Annotated in this window: 15 protein-coding genes and 2 tRNA genes; 12 read left to right on the top strand and 5 right to left on the bottom strand. The window is 64.4% G+C overall.

Annotated features, from left to right (window positions below):
* Positions 1-58: 58 nt before the first annotated feature.
* Positions 59-610 (top strand): acyl-CoA thioesterase, encoded by a 552-nt coding sequence (locus GUY37_RS10165; RefSeq protein ID WP_228278136.1) that lies wholly within the window; start codon positions 59-61, stop codon positions 608-610.
* On the top strand, positions 607-1,275 hold the full coding sequence (locus tag GUY37_RS10160) for a hypothetical protein (protein WP_152346675.1): 669 nt from the start codon (positions 607-609) through the stop codon (positions 1,273-1,275). Before GUY37_RS10165 ends, GUY37_RS10160 begins: the two co-directional genes overlap by 4 nt.
* A 134-nt stretch (positions 1,276-1,409) precedes the next feature.
* On the opposite strand, the gene GUY37_RS10155 is transcribed toward GUY37_RS10160, so the two are convergent.
* Genes GUY37_RS10155 through pepN form a run of 3 tightly spaced genes read right to left on the bottom strand, consistent with a single transcriptional unit; the run spans position 1,410 to position 5,641 of the window.
* Positions 1,410-1,811: a globin gene (locus GUY37_RS10155; RefSeq protein ID WP_152346674.1), complete on the bottom strand. Its 402-nt coding sequence runs from the start codon at positions 1,809-1,811 to the stop codon at positions 1,410-1,412.
* A complete protein-coding gene (locus GUY37_RS10150; protein WP_228278135.1) occupies positions 1,795-2,949 on the bottom strand; it encodes a mechanosensitive ion channel family protein in 1,155 nt (384 codons plus the stop codon). Before GUY37_RS10150 ends, GUY37_RS10155 begins: the two co-directional genes overlap by 17 nt.
* A 13-nt stretch (positions 2,950-2,962) precedes the next feature.
* The gene (gene pepN, locus GUY37_RS10145) at positions 2,963-5,641 is read right to left on the bottom strand and encodes an aminopeptidase N (protein WP_166825174.1); all 2,679 of its coding nucleotides are present in this window, start codon (positions 5,639-5,641) and stop codon (positions 2,963-2,965) included.
* Positions 5,642-5,834: 193 nt separating this feature from the next.
* On the opposite strand from pepN, the gene GUY37_RS10140 reads away from it, so the two are divergent.
* From GUY37_RS10140 to GUY37_RS10130, 3 genes are all read left to right on the top strand, one after another.
* A complete protein-coding gene (locus GUY37_RS10140; protein ID WP_166825171.1) occupies positions 5,835-6,440 on the top strand; it encodes a mycothiol-dependent nitroreductase Rv2466c family protein in 606 nt (201 codons plus the stop codon).
* A 73-nt stretch (positions 6,441-6,513) separates the two neighbouring features.
* On the top strand, positions 6,514-6,987 hold the full coding sequence (locus GUY37_RS10135) for a ribose-5-phosphate isomerase (RefSeq protein ID WP_152346671.1): 474 nt from the start codon (positions 6,514-6,516) through the stop codon (positions 6,985-6,987).
* Positions 6,988-7,000: 13 nt separating this feature from the next.
* Positions 7,001-8,113 carry an alcohol dehydrogenase catalytic domain-containing protein gene (locus tag GUY37_RS10130; RefSeq protein WP_166825168.1) on the top strand — a complete coding sequence of 371 codons (1,113 nt, stop codon included), beginning with the start codon at positions 7,001-7,003 and terminating at the stop codon, positions 8,111-8,113.
* Between the two features lie 79 nt (positions 8,114-8,192).
* Here GUY37_RS10130 and GUY37_RS10125 read toward each other — a convergent pair.
* A tRNA-Pro gene (locus GUY37_RS10125) sits at positions 8,193-8,266 on the bottom strand.
* A 165-nt stretch (positions 8,267-8,431) separates the two neighbouring features.
* Here GUY37_RS10125 and GUY37_RS10120 point away from each other — a divergent pair.
* The 7 genes from GUY37_RS10120 to GUY37_RS10090 all read left to right on the top strand — a co-directional run bounded on the left by GUY37_RS10120 (position 8,432) and on the right by GUY37_RS10090 (position 15,416).
* Positions 8,432-8,502 (top strand) — tRNA-Gly (locus GUY37_RS10120).
* 66 nt (positions 8,503-8,568) lie between these two features.
* Positions 8,569-9,705, top strand: coding sequence for a hypothetical protein (locus GUY37_RS10115; protein ID WP_166825165.1), 1,137 nt, complete (start codon positions 8,569-8,571; stop codon positions 9,703-9,705).
* Positions 9,706-9,804: 99 nt separating this feature from the next.
* Positions 9,805-11,169, top strand: coding sequence for a trigger factor (tig, locus tag GUY37_RS10110; protein WP_166825162.1), 1,365 nt, complete (start codon positions 9,805-9,807; stop codon positions 11,167-11,169).
* A 240-nt stretch (positions 11,170-11,409) separates the two neighbouring features.
* Positions 11,410-11,970: an ATP-dependent Clp protease proteolytic subunit gene (locus GUY37_RS10105; protein ID WP_166829614.1), complete on the top strand. Its 561-nt coding sequence runs from the start codon at positions 11,410-11,412 to the stop codon at positions 11,968-11,970.
* Positions 11,971-11,993: 23 nt separating this feature from the next.
* Complete coding sequence (locus GUY37_RS10100) at positions 11,994-12,638, top strand: ATP-dependent Clp protease proteolytic subunit (protein WP_152346667.1); 645 nt, start codon at positions 11,994-11,996, stop codon at positions 12,636-12,638.
* Positions 12,639-12,833: 195 nt separating this feature from the next.
* On the top strand, positions 12,834-14,117 hold the full coding sequence (clpX, locus tag GUY37_RS10095) for an ATP-dependent Clp protease ATP-binding subunit ClpX (protein WP_166825159.1): 1,284 nt from the start codon (positions 12,834-12,836) through the stop codon (positions 14,115-14,117).
* A gap of 12 nt (positions 14,118-14,129) precedes the next feature.
* Entirely contained in the window at positions 14,130-15,416 is a 1,287-nt protein-coding gene (locus tag GUY37_RS10090; RefSeq protein WP_166825156.1) for an MFS transporter, read from the top strand.
* A 308-nt stretch (positions 15,417-15,724) separates the two neighbouring features.
* Here GUY37_RS10090 and GUY37_RS10085 read toward each other — a convergent pair whose 3' ends face one another.
* A complete protein-coding gene (locus tag GUY37_RS10085) occupies positions 15,725-16,417 on the bottom strand; it encodes an AIM24 family protein (protein ID WP_208094669.1) in 693 nt (230 codons plus the stop codon).
* Positions 16,418-16,495 lie beyond the last annotated feature (78 nt).

The following is a 16,495-nucleotide window of genomic DNA, read 5'->3' as shown; positions in this document are numbered from 1 at the left end:
TGATGCGTACGAGTCACGATCCTATCGCGTGCGGCATCGGCAAGATGAAGGTGGCATGATGGGAAACATGCATTCAGGCGCCATCAACCCCCTTCTCGAAGAATTCACCCGCGTGCTGCTGGAACTGAGATGGGGTGATATGGACGCGTACGGCCACGTCAACAACGTCACCCAGCTCAAACTTCTGGAAGAAGCGCGCGTCCGTGCCCTCGGCTCTCCCACACACAGCTCGGATGCACCGACCACTCCCGGAGCGCACGGGGTGACCGAAACGGTCAGCGGGATGGAGATTCCGACGATCTTCGCCGCCGCATCGGCGTCGACCGAGCTGCTCGTGGCCTCCCACGCGATCGAATACCGTGCCCCGATTCCCTATCGCACCGGACCCATCGCCGTCGATCTCGTCATCAGCGAGGTCAGACCCGCCTCGGTGACGGTGGGCTATGTCGTCTGCGAACCGGACGGAACGCGCACATACACGGTCGCCGAGACCGTCATCGTCTTCATCGACATCGATACCGGCCGACCACGCCGGCTGACCGAAGCCGAGACCGAAGCGATGGAATCGGTGCTCGGCACGCCCGTGCCGCTGCGGAGGACCCGGCGATGACCGTTCTGCACATCAACGACCCGCTGGCGATGCGGGACCTCTCTGCCTTCACCTCGCTGGCCCACCGCGTGGATTCCGACGGGGCGATGCGGCTGCAGGTCGCCTCGGACGTCCTCGCCGCGACCGTTGCCCCGCTGTTCCCGCACGGCCTGGGCGATTCGACGCCGCTGGTCTTGGCGATGCGGACGCTGCGTCTGGACGATCACGAGCTCGATGGCTTCGACGAGGCGGTGCCGCTGTCGAACCTCCTCGATCGCTTCGCCCGCGATGAGAACGGCACAAGCCTGCCCGTGCCTCCGAACTCCGTGCTCGTATCGTGGACCGGGATCGCGCCGCCGCGCGGAGGCTGGCAGGAACACGACACCATCTCAGTGGGGCGACTCCACGAAGCAGCGGCGGCGGGAATCGCTGAGATCAGCTCCGGCGCCCCCGACGGGTCCGGAAGTCATGCGGTCAAGGCCCTGCGCTCCCGAGTCTGGTCACGGGAGATGCCGGGGGAGCAGGGCGCCGTCATGCCCGGAGGACTCGCATTCGGTGCCACCGCTCTGCGCTTCGTCCCGCCTGCCGGCCACGATGATGACCGGCAGCTGCGCATCATGGAATCCGCGGGCTGGCTGCGTCTCATCACACCGGGCGGTCATCTGCTCACACGCGCCCGCGGCTGAGCGCAGCGGGACCGGAGCCGAACAGCACAGCCGAAGAGCCCACAGCTGTCGAACCAGGGAACCCCTCAGACGCAGAGTGCGGCCGCATTCGACGAGGAATGCGGCCGCACTCTGCTGCAGTCAGCGGATCGTCATCAGCGGATGTTCGGATTCGTGTTCACCATGGCGGTCGCCGCCCGTTGGAAGTAGTCCCAGAACATCTCGTCGTACAGCGGCGGCAGACTCACATCGTCGAGAGCCGCACGCATGCAGCGCAGCCAGCGATCCCGGGCATCGAAATCGATCGGATAGTCGAAATGCCGCATCCGCAGTCGCGGATGCCCCCGCTGCTCCTGATACGTCGACGGACCCCCGAAATACTGTTCGAGGAACATCTGCAGACGGTGCTTCGCTCCCTCCAGCTCATGGCCGTCCGGATACATCGCGATGAGCTGAGCATCCGCATCGACATGCTGATAGAACACATCGACGAGGCGGGTGAACGTGTCATGTCCGCCGACGGCGTCGAAGATGGAGCCGTCAGTCGTCTGCGTCATCGTTCGTTCCTTCACTGGGGGAGTCTTCCTGGACGGTGCCGCGGATCTCATCGCCGCTGGGCAGCGGCGAGGGCTTCCCGTCTGCGGCAGTCTTGTACGAGCGTGTGGTCGGTGCGGCGCCGACGGCCGACTTCTCTCGCGGCGCCGACGAGCCTGCTGTGGTCTCGGTCGATTCGGCATCGGTCGCCGGCAGGGTGCGCAGGACCGTCTCCTGCATCATTCCGATCTGTCCGCCGCGCTTGGCCATCTCTGTCATGAGCTCCGCGCGGAAGGCGCGCTCGACCATCCACTGCAGGTTCGGCTTGGTCTTGACCATCGTGCGGATGACTCGGTGTGAACCCGACAGCGACTGGACACCGGCGATCTCCGGGGCCTCGATCATCGCCTTGTCGATCTCGGGATCCTTCCGCAGCGTGTGGGTGATCTCCTTGGTCATCTCACGATACTCATCCATCGAGGTCCGGTAGTCGATGGGAATGTCGAGGACTGCTCGGGCCCAGCCCTGGGAGAGGTTGCCCACGCGCAGGATCTCGCCGTTGCGCACATGCCAGAGGGTGCCGGTGAGGTCCCGGACCTGAGTGCGACGCAGTCCGACGTCCTCGACCTCGCCGACGGCCTCGCCGAGGTCGACGGTGTCACCGATGCCGTACTGGTCTTCGATGACGATGAAGAATCCCGACAGGTAGTCGCGGACGAGCTCCTGAGCACCGAAGGCGATCGCAACACCGGCGATACCGGCCGAAGCGAGGATCGGCGCGATATTGAAGCTGAGCGCATCGAGGATCATCAGCGTGGCGATCACACTGATGAGGATCGTCGTCACCGACGAGAGCATCCGTCCGACGGTCTTCGCTCGCTGCGCACGTCGTTCCTTGATCGTCTGCTGATCGATCCCGGTCCGCTGCGCTTCCATGGCAGTGGCGGAGAATTTCGCGAAACCGGCACCGTCGGCCTTCTCGCTGCCGACCGTGCCCTTGGCCACAGCCGTCGTGAAACGGCGAATGAAGAGGCGGACGATGAGATTGACGATGAACGCCCCGACGATGATGACGGTGATCCGCAGCGGGGCACCGAGGAGGAAGGACCAGTCGAAGTCGCTTGCAGCTTGAACAGTGGATTCCATTGCGTCAGAAGTCATGATGCCTCCGAGACTAACGGGTGAGGTTCAATGATCCCTTGGAAGCGCTGGACACCTGCTGAACCCGCAGGGCTCTTTCGGCGTCCGCGAGATTCTCCCGCATCAGCCGCACCAGGCCCTTCGGCGCCGAGGGATGCTCATCGAGCCACTGCGAAGTGGCCTCGACTGTGGCAGAACTCACCGGCGGGTACAGCCTAAGAGTCATCGTCTGCGCCATCTCCAGGGTGCGGGTCTCCCACCATCCGGCCACTCGTGCGAAGTACTCGTCGGCGAAGGACGTCAGCGGTGCTTCGGCGGCGATGATCTCCCCGGCGGCGGTCTGCAGACCGGTTCCGAAGCCCAGCGCGAGTGCCCCGAGCTCGGAGTTCGGCAGGTCCGCATCGTCGACGATGCGGGTGAAGGTCTGCGACTTCGACGCCGAGGTGGGCCTGGAGGCACGTGCGGTCGCGGCGTGGCGGACGCCGGTGGCGCTGGGGTCCTTCCGACTCATCTCCGCCACTGTCGAATCGTCGACGGCGTCGTTCGAGCACAGTCCGATGATGATCTCCCACGTCAGGTCCGTGTCCAGCGCGATCCCACAGACGCGTTCCGTCTCGGGACGCAGCCAGGACCTCAGCCGATCCAGCTGTGCGGTCGTGGTCGCGTGACGGATGAATCCGCGCACGAATTGGAAGGCCTGATCCGTACCTTCCTCGATGGTCTCGAGAAGTTCGATGAAACGATCGGCCACCTCGGCGTGCATCGTCTCCCGCTCCTGCGGGGGCAGGTAGGAGGTGACCGCGGTGTCGAGCTGACGCATCTGCGTGAGCAGTCCGGAGGAATGCGTGATGGCGTTGAGGTGGGTGAGCACCGTGTCGATGTAGTCGCGGACGGGGCGTTCACCGTCACGGACCTCATCCCACAGTGTGGCCAGGACGAGCAGCTGGGTGAGTGAATCGTCGAAGTCGCCGAGTCTGTGCGCCGCCGTGTCCATGCTGCGGGCGTCGAAGCGGACCTTCGCATAGCTGAGGTCCGCGTCGTTGACGACGATGACATCGGGCAGGGACAGACCCTGGGCCTCGGTGACCTCGGCGGATTCTCCGTCGAGGTCGAGGGGGAACGAATGGGTGCGTTCCAGACGTCCCTGCCCGTTGTCCGAGTAGAAGCCGACGGCCAGCCGGTGAGGGCGCAGCGACGGGGTGGGCTGTCCCGGAATCGACCAGGGCTTCTGGGTCACCTGCAGGTTCGAGATCGTCTGTTCGGTCGTCTCCGAGTCCGCCGTGACCCCTTCGGCGGCTTCGGTGGTCACGGCGGCTTCGAGGAGGTTGACTCCGGACTCTTCGAGCCACAGCTTCGACCAGCTCTCCAGGTCCCGTCCCGAGGTGGCCTCGAGTTCGGCGAGGAGATCGGAGAGTTCGGTGTTCGACCACGCATGTTTGTCGAAGTAGTTCTTGAGACCGGAGAAGAATTCGTCACGACCGACCCAGGCGACGAGCTGTTTGAGCACCGAGGCGCCCTTGGCGTAGGTGATTCCGTCGAAGTTGACCTCGACATCGGCGAGGTCCTGGATCGGGGCGACGATCGGATGCGTGCTCGGCAGCTGATCCTGGCGGTAGGCCCAGGACTTCTCGATCGTGGCGAAGGTCGTCCACGCATCGGCGAACTCGGTGGCCTCGGCTGTGGCGAGGGTCGACATGAACTCGGCGAAGGACTCGTTGAGCCACAGATCGTTCCACCAGCGCATGGTCACGAGATCGCCGAACCACATATGAGCCAGTTCGTGGAGGATCGTCACCGTCCGGCGTTCGACCAGAGCCTCGGTGGGACGGGAGCGGAACACATAGTTCTCGAGGATCGTCACGGCTCCGGCGTTCTCCATCGCCCCGGCATTGAATTCGGGGACGAAGAGCTGATCGTACTTCTCGAACGGGTAGGCGACATCGAATTCGCGCTCGAAGAACTCGAAACCGGCCTTCGTGATCCGAAACAGCTTCTCCGCATCGAGGTGCTCGAGCAGCGAGGCCCGGCAGTACAGGCCCAGAGGCACGATCGATCCGTCGGAGGACGTCAGCTGCGAATGCACGGACTCATAGGGACCGGCGATGATCGCGGTGATATAGGACGAGATCGGCGTGGTGGGGGCGAACTGCCACACTGCCATGCCCGCGACCGGAGTCTCCTCGAGTTCGGCGAAGGTCTCCTTCGGATCGCTCGGCGTCGGAGTGGGAGAGTTCGAGACGACGGTCCACTTCTCCGGGGCGACGACGGTGAAGGAGTACGGAGATTTGATATCGGGCTGTTCGAAGACGGGGAAGACACGGCGGGCGTCGGGGACCTCGAACTGGGAGTAGAGGTAGACCTCGTCATCGATCGGGTCGACGAAACGGTGCAGGCCCTCTCCGGTGTTCATATAGGAGAAATGGGCGTCGACGATGAGTTCGTTCTCAGCGGCGAGACCGGGCAGGCTGATGCGGGCCGGTGCGACCACCGCGGCGAGGTCGAGGTCTGTGCCGTTGAGGCGGACGCGCTCGACACTGGCGGTGATGGCATCGATGAACGTCATCGAATCCGGTGCTGCAGTGAAGCGGATGCGCGAACGGACGCGGAAACTCTCACCCTCTCCCGTGAGTATCAGAGTGTGCTCGTAGCTCGAGACGTCCACGAGGGCAGAACGTTCGCGTGCTTCGTCGCGGGTGAGGTTGTGTTGCGGCACAGTGAGGTGACCTTCGCTTCGGGAACCGGGTGTACTCGGTCATTCTTTCATGGACATGCGCGACTGGTGCGATATCGGCGGCACTGATCGCGATTCGACCGCTGTCCCCGCATTCGACGGGTCTTGGTAGATTGAGCAACGACACGATGGGTGCCCGGCACGGGGCCCGCAAGCGAACGGAAGAGGAGAGACAGTGAGCAGAGAAACACTCGACCTGTGGTTCGATACGGCCTGCCCATGGGCATGGATGACCTCACGCTGGGGACTCGAAGTGGCGAAGGTCCGAGACGTCGACGTGAAGTTCCGCCCGATGAGCCTGAACTTCCTCAATCGCGACAAGGACATTCCGGAGGACTACCGGGCACTGATGAACCGGGCTCTGGCCCCCATGCGGATCGTCACCGCCGCGATCGCCGAACACGGTGACGAGATCGCCGAACCGCTCTACACGGCGATCGGCACCCGCATCCACCCTGGTGGGGAGGAGGACTTCGACAAGGCTGTGTCCGAGGCACTGGCCGAGCTCGAGTTGCCCGCCGAGCTCATGAAGTACGGCAAGACCGAGGACTATGACGCACAGCTCCGGGCCTCCCACGACGAAGCACTGGCACTGGTCGGCGATGACGTCGGCACCCCGATCTGCCGAGTTGCGGGAACCGCGTTCTTCGGCCCCGTCGTCACTCCCGCTCCGAAGGGGGAGGACGCGGGACGGCTCTTCGACGGAGTCGTCGCCGTCGCCTCGACGCCGGGATTCTTCGAACTCAAGCGCACCCGCGATCAGGGCCCGAATTTCGACTGAGACCGGCCCCTCACCGATACTTACGGCAAACAGCATCAGAACGATCCGATGAGGATCAGCGAAAGGCAGACACATGAAGGTTCACCTCGGCACCGACCACGCCGGATTCGAATTCAAGGAGGTCCTCAGAGCTCACCTCGAGACGGCCGGCCACGAAGTCGTCGACCACGGCGCCCATGAATTCGACGCCCTGGATGACTACCCCGCATTCTGCATCGCCGCGGCCCAGGCCGTCGTCGATGATCAGGCCGCCGGAGTCGACGCCCTGGGCGTCGTGATCGGCGGATCGGGCAACGGTGAGCAGATGGCCGCGAACCTGGTCAAGGGAGCGCGCACCGCCTTGGCCTGGAACCCGGAGATCGCGAAGCTGGCGCGTCAGCACAACAACGCCCAGATCGTCGCCGTCGGGGCCCGTCAGCACCCCGAAGACGAGGCGATCGCCATCGTCGACGCCTTCCTGGCCGAACCGTTCTCCGGCGATGAGCGCCACGAACGGCGAATCAAGATCATGGGCGACTACGAGGAACAGGGCCAGCAGGCTCTGTGAGGGGGAGAACACTGTGAAGATCCGAGGCGCCGTGCTGCGAGAGATGGACCGGCCCCGACCGTTCGCTCGGTCGCAGCCGATGACGGTCGAAGACCTCGAGCTCGACGAACCCGGCCCCGGCGAGGTGCTCATTCGAATGAGGGCCGCCGGGGTCTGCCACTCGGACCTCTCCGTCGTCGACGGGAACCGACCGCGACCCCTGCCGATGCTGCTCGGACACGAAGGTGCGGGTGTTGTGGAGAAGCTCGGCGACGGCGTCGATGATCTCGAGATCGGCCAACAGGTCGTCACGGTGTTCCTGCCCCGATGCGGGGAATGCGCGAACTGTCGCACCGACGGCAAACTGCCCTGCACCCCCGGCAGTGCGACGAACGGCGCCGGGACGCTGCCGTTCGACGGGCACAAGGTGCGTCTCCACGACGACACCGGCACTGAGGTGCTCCACCACCTCGGAGCCTCCGTGTTCGCCACCCACGCGGTGCTCAACCGCGCATCCGTCGTCCCCGTCGACGACGATGTTCCCGCCTCGATCGCCGCTGTGCTCGGCTGCGCCGTGCTCACCGGTGGGGGAGCGGTCCTCAACGCCTGCCGACCCGGACCGGACGACGAAGTGATGATCGTCGGCCTCGGCGGGGTCGGGATGGCCGCGCTCATCACTGCCCTGTCGATCGAGACCGCCGGCGTCATCGGCGTCGACGCGAACCCCGAGAAGCTCGTGCGGGCGAAGGAGCTCGGAGCCGCCGAGGTCTTCACTCCCGAGCAGCTGGGCGACCGGAAGGCTCCGGTCGTCATCGAATGCGTGGGACATGCGCGCGCATTCGAGACAGCGTTCGCGGCCACCGCCGTCGGCGGGACGACGGTGACCGTGGGACTGCCCGCCCCGGACGCGCAGTCCCACATCACCCCGGTGACCCTGACCGCCGAGGCCAGGACCGTCGTCGGCTCTTATCTCGGCTCGGCGGTGCCCAGCCGAGACATTCCGGTCTATGCCCAGCTGTGGCGGGAGGGAAAGCTGCCCGTCGAAGAGCTCATCTCGGACACGATCAGGCTGCACGATCTCAACTCGGCCTTCGATGCGCTCTCCGACGGAACGGTCGTCCGTCAGGTCATCGACTTCGAGGAATAGCGGCAGCTCGGGCGTCGGCCCGGCGTGCGGTGGATTGAAGAAGCCGCCCGGACCAACTGGTCCGGGCGGCTGGAGTCTGTCGGGATGACAGGATTTGAACCTGCGACCCTCTGTTCCCAAAACAGATGCGCTACCAAGCTGCGCCACATCCCGCGACGGCTCCTATCTAACCACACCCGGGTCCGGACTTGCACCTTGCGAATCGAGCAAACCCGCCGATGCGACGCACTTCACACCGCGACCCGGAGGGTGACGCAGGTCACCGAATGTCGATTTGGCGGTCGAGGAAGTTCTCGACTATAGTCGAACTCGCAACACGGGGATGTAGCTCAATGGTAGAGCCTCAGTCTTCCAAACTGATGGTGCGGGTTCGATTCCCGTCATCCCCTCCGCGGGCCGGTCTGATCACTTGATCAGGCCGGTTTTCTCGTATTCGGACGGGTATGCTCCTCCTCATGACCACCGAAGGGCGACCCTGCCGCGGCAGGCGCCTGGGAGCCGCGCCTACCTCTGCACGGCCCAGCCGGAGAGCACTGCTGACCGGCGCCGCCGTCAGGTTCGGTGCGATCGGTTTCGGCGCGGCGATCGCTTCAGCCCTCGCCGAGGCAGGACGACCCGACCCGGTCCGCTCGGTCACGGCCGCCTACACTCGCTCCGGCGTGAGAGAGGCTCTCGGCGCGGAATCCGCACGGGACCTGCCCGCCCGGTCGCGAGTCATGCCGAACCTCGCCGATCCCGGCCCCGCGCGGAGGCAGCAGGAAATCCTCGACGGCGAACTCGATGATCTGCTGCGACGGACCAGCCGGCGTCTCTTCGACCTCACCGCCCACGGTCGCAGCCTGCCCCCAGTCGGCCCGGACTATTGGGAGGTCGGAGAGTCACAGGTCACTCTCGGTCTGGCCGGGCCGACCCTGGTCGGGATGAACTCCCTTGCTGTGCTGACGAAGGCGGATGGGCAGCTGTGGAGCCGCCTCGGCGGGCGAGCGGATACGGTCCGGCGTGCCGTCGACGACTATCGTGACACCTTCGCCCGGACCTTCGGCGCCAACGGGATGCAGCGCTACCCGAGCTCGGGCGGGAGCGATTCGTCCGTCGCCTACCTGCCCGCTGCCGGACTCGTGCCGGATGCGGCGGAGGGGGTCTATGCGCTCGAGCCCGACATCCTCGCCGGAGTCTGGGACCGGCTCGAACAGCCGGCTGGTGGCATCAAGCCCGGGCACGGGTGGATCAGCGACCGCTCCAGCTGGACTCCGTCGACCTCGCTCATGGGCCTCGGCCTTCGCGCGCCTCGGGCGGCGCGAGAAAGCCGAGTCGATCCTCGACTGGCTCTCTCGCCACCGCACCGGTGCGGGATCCCTGCCGGAGAAGATCAGCGACGACGGAGCCCCGGCCTCGGTGGCCCCGCTGTCATGGACAGCGGCGAACGTCATCATCACCCTCGACGAGCTCTACGGGCACCGAGGTGGAGCCGATTCGTGAAATCACCCCGGTTTCGCGTAACGGGCGGGGTTTCGCGTAACATAGGTGATTGCGTCTTGCGGACGTGCGCGAACTATTCGTGGACTTTCGCTCCCTCTGAGGTCACGAGATGACCGATCAGGCTGTGAGATGGCCGTTTGCGGTCACGAACCCGGATGATCAGGTCGGAGATGACCGAAAATGCATGACTGTCGAATCTGAAAGGTCACACTGTGAAGAGCTCCGTCGAGCAACTCGACCCCACCCGGGTCAAGATCAGCGTGGAAGTCCCATACGCCGAACTCAAGCCGAGCGTCGACGAGGCATACAAGACCATCGGTGCCCAGGTCACCGTCCCCGGTTTCCGTAAGGGCAAGGTCCCCGCGCGCATCATCGACCAGCGCATCGGCCGTCCTGCTGTGATCCAGGAAGCCATCAACAACGGTCTGGACGATTTCTACCGCAACGCGGTCGAAGAGCACGAACTCAAGCCGATGGGCCAGCCCGAGGTCGAGATCTCCGAGGTTCCCGGTCTCGACGGAACCGAAGACGGCGAACTGGGCTTCACCGTCGAGGTCGACGTGCGTCCCGAGGTCGAACTGCCTGCCTACGACACGATCAACATCGAAGTCGACCCGATCGAGGTCAGCGACGCCGATGTGGACGCCGAACTCGAGCAGCTGCGCACCCGCTTCGGAACCCTCGTCTCCGTCGACCGCCCCGCGGCCGAGGGCGACTTCGTCACCCTCGACCTCGTCGCCACCATCGACGATGAGGAGATCGACACCGCGTCCGACATCTCCTATCAGGTCGGCGCCGGAACGATGCTCGAAGGCATGGACGAAGCCCTCGACGGACTCTCCGCCGGTGAGACCACCACTTTCGAGACCACCTTCGCAGGCGGAGACCACGCCGGCGAACAGGGCACGGTGAAGATCACCCTGAGTGCTGTCAAGGAACGCGAACTGCCCGAGGCAGACGACGACTTCGCCCAGCTGGCCAGCGAGTTCGACACGATCGACGAACTGCGTGAGGACCTGCGCGTCCAGGCCGGCAAGTCCAAGGAGACCGAGCAGGGCGTCCAGGCGCGCGACAAGGTCCTCGAGCACCTCATCGAGACTCTCGACGTCCCGGTCCCGGCCAAGGTCGTCACCGACGAGGTCGAGCGTCACCTCGAGGCCGAGAGCCGTTCGGACGATGACGAGCACCGCAAGGAGGTCACCGAGGAGACCGAGCGCAACCTGCGCACCCAGTTCATCCTCGATGCCGTCTCCGAAGCCGAGAACGTCGAGGTCAGCCAGCCCGAGCTCATCGAGTACCTGATCTCCGCTTCGCAGCAGTACGGAATGAACCCCAACGAGTTCGCCCAGATGCTCGACAGCTCCGGCCAGGTCAACGCCCTGGTCGGCGAGGTCTCGCGTCGCAAGGCTCTGGCCGCCGTCCTCGCCGGTGCCACGGTCAAGGACACCGCAGGAAACGTCGTCGACATGGAGGCCTTCACCTCCGCCGGTGACGACGAGTCCGCGGACGCCGAAGGCGACGAGCAGACTGCGGAAGCCGCAGACGAAGCACCCGCAGAGGCTGCCGAACAGAACTGAGGGAGCGCCGCCTCGGCGGTGGAATCCTGATGAGACGGTGGGTACGGATCGTGATCCGTACCCACCGTCTCTGCATATCCGCAGGTCCCGATCACGCTGAGGGCGAACACAGGCCTCGCCGCGGACTAAAACCCGGGGGAGAGCGGTTAGAGTCCATAACAAGCCATCCACAGAACACAGGAGTGAAACGTGAGCGCATACGACACGACAGCTCCCGTCGGCCTCGACGCCGGTGGGGGAATGGGTCTCGACGACCACATCTTCAATCGTCTTCTCAAGGAGCGCATCATCTGGCTCGGTTCGGAGGTGCGTGACGACAACGCCAACGCCATCTGCGCGCAGATGATGCTGCTGGCGGCCGAGGATCCCGACGCGGACATCTCGCTCTACATCAACTCGCCCGGCGGATCCGTCACCGCCGGAATGGCCATCTACGACACGATGCAGTACATCAAGCCCGATGTCTCGACCGTGGCCATGGGCATGGCCGCCTCGATGGGACAGTTCCTGCTGTCATCGGGCACCCCCGGCAAGCGCTATGCCACCCCGCACGCCCGCATCCTCATGCACCAGCCGCTGGGTGGAATCGGCGGCACGGCCACGGACATCAAGATCCAGGCCGAGCTGATCCTGCACATGAAGAAGCAGATGGCGGAACTGACCGCTCAGCAGACCGGCAAGTCGCTCGAGCAGATCCTCAAGGACAACGACCGTGACCACTGGTTCACCGCTGAAGAAGCGCTCGAATACGGCTTCATCGACAAGATGGTCACCCGCGCGTCCGACGTCAACGACAACTGAGTGGGAGTCAAGGAATGAACTCGATGAACTTCAATGCCGGCTCGACCGCCGGATACATGCCCGAGGCGCGTTACGTCATGCCGCAGTTCGAAGAGCGGACGCCGTACGGCTTCAAACGCCAGGATCCCTACACCAAGCTGTTCGACGACCGCGTGGTGTTCCTCGGCGCGCAGGTCGATGACACGAGCGCCGACGATGTCATGGCTCAGCTGCTGGTCCTCGAATCGCAGGATCCCGACCGCGACATCACCCTCTACATCAACTCGCCCGGTGGTTCATTCACCGCGATGACGGCCATCTACGACACGATGCAGTACGTCAAGCCGGAGATCCAGACCGTCTGCCTCGGTCAGGCCGCCTCTGCCGCCGCCGTGCTGCTGGCCGCCGGAACCCCCGGCAAGCGTCTGGCGCTGCCGAACGCGCGCGTGCTCATCCACCAGCCGGCGATGCAGGGCCAGGGTCAGGGACAGGCTTCTGACCTCGAAATCCAGGCCGCTGAGGTGCTGCGGATGCGCGAATGGCTCGAGGGCACTCTGGCCAAGCACTCGAACAAGGAGGCCTCGCAGATCTCGAACGACATCGAACGCGACCTCTTCCTCACAGCCGAGCAGGCCAAGGACTACGGTCTCGTCGACCAGGTGCTCACCTCGCGCAAGAACGCGAACTGATCACCTGTCGGAGGACTGGTGAACGCTGGGTACGGGTTCGTGTGATTGCGATCGCGCGGACCCGTTCTCGGTTCCTTCCTCCGACACACCGAGGCTTGGCTGGGGCTCGTGTCAGCCACGTATGGGAAGCTATTGAGGTACAGGAAACACGAGCGGTAGAGTTGGGGCCAAGCGTCCTGGCGAAAGGTTGTGACAGTGGCTCGCAGTGCGGACGGAGCAGACCTGCTCAAATGCAACTTCTGTGGGAAGTCTCAGAAGCAGGTTCGGAAACTCATCGCCGGACCTGGTGTTTACATCTGCGATGAATGCATCGGACTGTGCAATGAGATCATCGAAGAGGAACTCAGCGAATCCAGCCCGGAGCAGGCCGAACTCGAGCTGCCCAAACCGCGTGAGATCTTCGACTTCCTCCAGGAATACGTCGTCGGTCAGGAACCGGCGAAGAAGGCACTGTCGGTAGCCGTCTACAACCATTACAAGCGCATCCGGTCCCTGCAGTCGGGCGACGAGAAGACGCTGGGCAGCGACGATTCCGACGTCGAGATCGCGAAGTCGAACATTCTGCTCGTCGGGCCCACCGGCTCGGGAAAGACGTATTTGGCCCAATCTCTGGCCAAGCGGCTCAATGTCCCCTTCGCCGTCGCCGATGCCACCGCGCTGACCGAAGCGGGCTACGTCGGTGAAGACGTCGAGAACATCCTGCTCAAGCTCATCCAGGCCGCGGACTTCGATATCCAGCGTGCCGAGCACGGAATCATCTACATCGACGAGATCGATAAGATCGCCCGCAAATCGGAGAACCCGTCGATCACCCGTGATGTCTCCGGTGAGGGCGTCCAGCAGGCACTGCTGAAGATCCTCGAAGGCACTCAGGCCTCGGTCCCTCCGCAGGGCGGACGCAAGCACCCGCACCAGGACTTCCTGCAGATCGATACGACCAATGTGCTCTTCATCGTCGCCGGCGCGTTCGCCGGGATGGAAGAGATCGTCGCCGGTCGCAAGGGCAAGCACGGCATCGGCTTCGGTGCCCTGCTGCAGTCGAAGAACGACGAAGAGGACCTGTACGCGGACATCCTGCCGGAAGATCTGCTCAAGTTCGGTCTCATCCCCGAATTCATCGGCCGTCTGCCGGTGCTGGCCACCGTATCGAACCTCGACCGGGCAGCGCTCATGTCGATCCTCACCGAACCGAAGAACGCACTGGTCAAGCAGTACCAGCGGATGTTCGAGTTCGACAGCGTCTCGCTGACGTTCGAGACCGAGGCGCTCGAAGCCATCGCCGATCTCGCTCTTCTGCGCGGTACGGGTGCACGCGGCCTGCGGTCGATCATGGAAGAGGTCCTGCAGCCGGTCATGTTCGATGTGCCCTCACGTGAGGACATCGCCGAGGTGGTCGTGACCAAGGACGTCGTCGAATCCAACGTCGCCCCGACCCTCGTGCCGAAGTCACGGAACAGGACGAACAAGAAATCTGCCTGAGTCTCGTAACGCATGAGACTCCTGGCTGACACACGCCCGCTGCGCTACGCGTCCTTCCGGCGGCTGTGGGTGGCCAATATCGTCACCGTCATCGGTGCACAGATGACGGTCGTGGCCATTCCCGCGCAGATCTTCCATATCACCGGGTCCTCCGGCTATGTCGGCCTCGCCGGTGGGTTCGGTCTGGTTCCGCTCATCGTCTTCGGACTGTGGGGCGGGTCGCTGGCCGATGTCATCGATCGGCGCAGGCTGCTCGTGATCTCGACCGCCGGTCTGATCGTCACCAGTGCGATGCTTGCGCTCCTTGCGGTGCTGAGCATCGACAATGTCTGGCTGCTGCTGTCGGTGTTCTCCATGCAGCAGGCGTTCTTCGGCCTCAATCAGCCTGCGAAGGGCGCCTTGATACCGTCGATCGTTCCGCTCGAACTGCTGCCCGCAGCGAATTCGCTGAATATGACCGTGATGACATTGGGCGCCGTCGTCGGGCCCGTCCTCGGCGGGGCGCTGATCCCGCTGTTCGGGTACCAGATGCTCTACGTCATCGACGCCGTGTTCCTGTTCGCCACGCTCTACGCAGTGATTCGGCTTCCTTCGCTGCTTCCGCAGAAACAGCCCGACACGAGATCGGGATTCAAAGGCATCGTCGACGGATTCCGCTATCTGAGGACGAACACCGTCGTCATGGTCTCGCTGCTTGTCGACATCATTGCGATGGTCTTCGGAATGTCGCGGGCACTCTTCCCGCAGATCGCCGCGGAGACCTTCGACGGCCCGCCCGAGGGCGGCATCGTCTTCTCACTGCTCTTCGCCGCACTGGCCGGCGGCAGCGCCCTCGCGGGAATCTTCTCCGGTTGGGTCTCACGAGTGCAGCGCCAAGGTCTCGCTGTCATCGTCGCAATCGCTGTCTGGGGCGCGGCCATGTCGGTCTTCGGTCTGTCTCTCGAACTCGCGTCCGGCTTCTGGCTGACCGCACTTGTCATCGCCTTGAGCGCGTTGGCCCTCGGCGGCGGAGCCGATATCGTCTCCGGAGCGTTTCGGCAGACGATGCTCCAAGAGGCGGCCACCGATGCGATGCGCGGTCGGATGCAGGGCGTGTTCATCGTCGTCGTTGCCGGCGGACCTCGTATCGCGGACGTTCTCCACGGCTCCGTCGCGGCCGTCACTGACACCACGGTCGCCTCGGCGGGTGGCGGGATCGCGGTCGTCGTCCTCGTACTCGCCTGTGCCGCGATCTTTCCGACTTTCCGTAAGTACCGAGTCGAGCGCGGCGGCCGCGAGCATACCGTCCCCACAGCCTGAACCGCCGGCAAGACCCGAGACTCGACCTTGCTGGTGAGGAAGCATCACGTGCCGCTGCTCACCATCTGATTGTGCATCGCTCCCGACCGATCGAGCGTCACTCATCGATGCGCTTTTGTCGCCCTGCAGGTGGCATAACCTCCCGGCACCTGGGCATCACTCACCGGTTCTCCCAAAACACCTCGCTGCAGCAGGGCAGTGTGCCAGGGCGGGTGCGGGATGCACCGTCGACGCCGGAGGGGCATGGACGACGGCGCCCCCGGCTCGCCGTCACATCAGCTGGCCGGGGGCGTGTCAGAAGAGTGCTGTCAGCTCGTGGCGGCCGAGTAGACGGCGTTCTCCGCGGGCTGGACGACGACGAAGCCGGGGCCGTGGAAGGCCAGCTGCACGGATTCGCCGGAACCGCGGCCGAAGAACGTGCCGACGCTGACATCGGTCTTGATCTGCGGGGCCAGTGCAGAGGACCAGCACACGGCGGCCTGCGGGTCGACGAAGGTCGGCTGCTGCGAGCAGTCGAGGACCATGGGCTCGCCCTTGCAGCCGATGGCCGCAGTCCCCTGTCCGGCAAGCTCGAGGTTGAACAGTCCCGAGCCGCTGACCATCGCACCGACACCGCCCTTGATGCGTCTGATCTCCCAGCTGAGAGCATCGTCGAAGGCGAGCAGATTCGCGGTGTTGACGGTCAGCGCGTCCTGCGGCCCCTCGAGAGCCATCATGAAGATGTTCGAGGCCTCCCGGGCGAAGAAGACCTCTCCGTGTCCCTCGACGCGCATGACATTGCCGCCCTCGCCGGTGGCGGCCTTCTTCATGAACTGACCGACCGACTTCGAACCCTGGTGGGTGAAGTGGACATCTCCCTGGTAAGCGACCATGGCCCCCTTGGTGGCGATCATCGGAGCGTTCGGCGTGACCACCGAACGCAGCATCTTGTTCGACTGGAGGGTCCACCGCTCCTGGTTCTGGATCTCGGCATTGCGCTTGGAAAAGAGTTCGCTTCTCACGGTCCCGGGGGCCTTTCGATCAGGAAGGACATCAGTGCTTCTTCGGTTGTCGACAACCATATTACGGGGGAGAGACCG

The organism is Brevibacterium limosum (genome assembly GCF_011617705.1).
Lineage (GTDB): Bacteria > Actinomycetota > Actinomycetes > Actinomycetales > Brevibacteriaceae > Brevibacterium > Brevibacterium limosum.
This window is presented reverse-complemented; position numbering and strand designations above follow the sequence as displayed.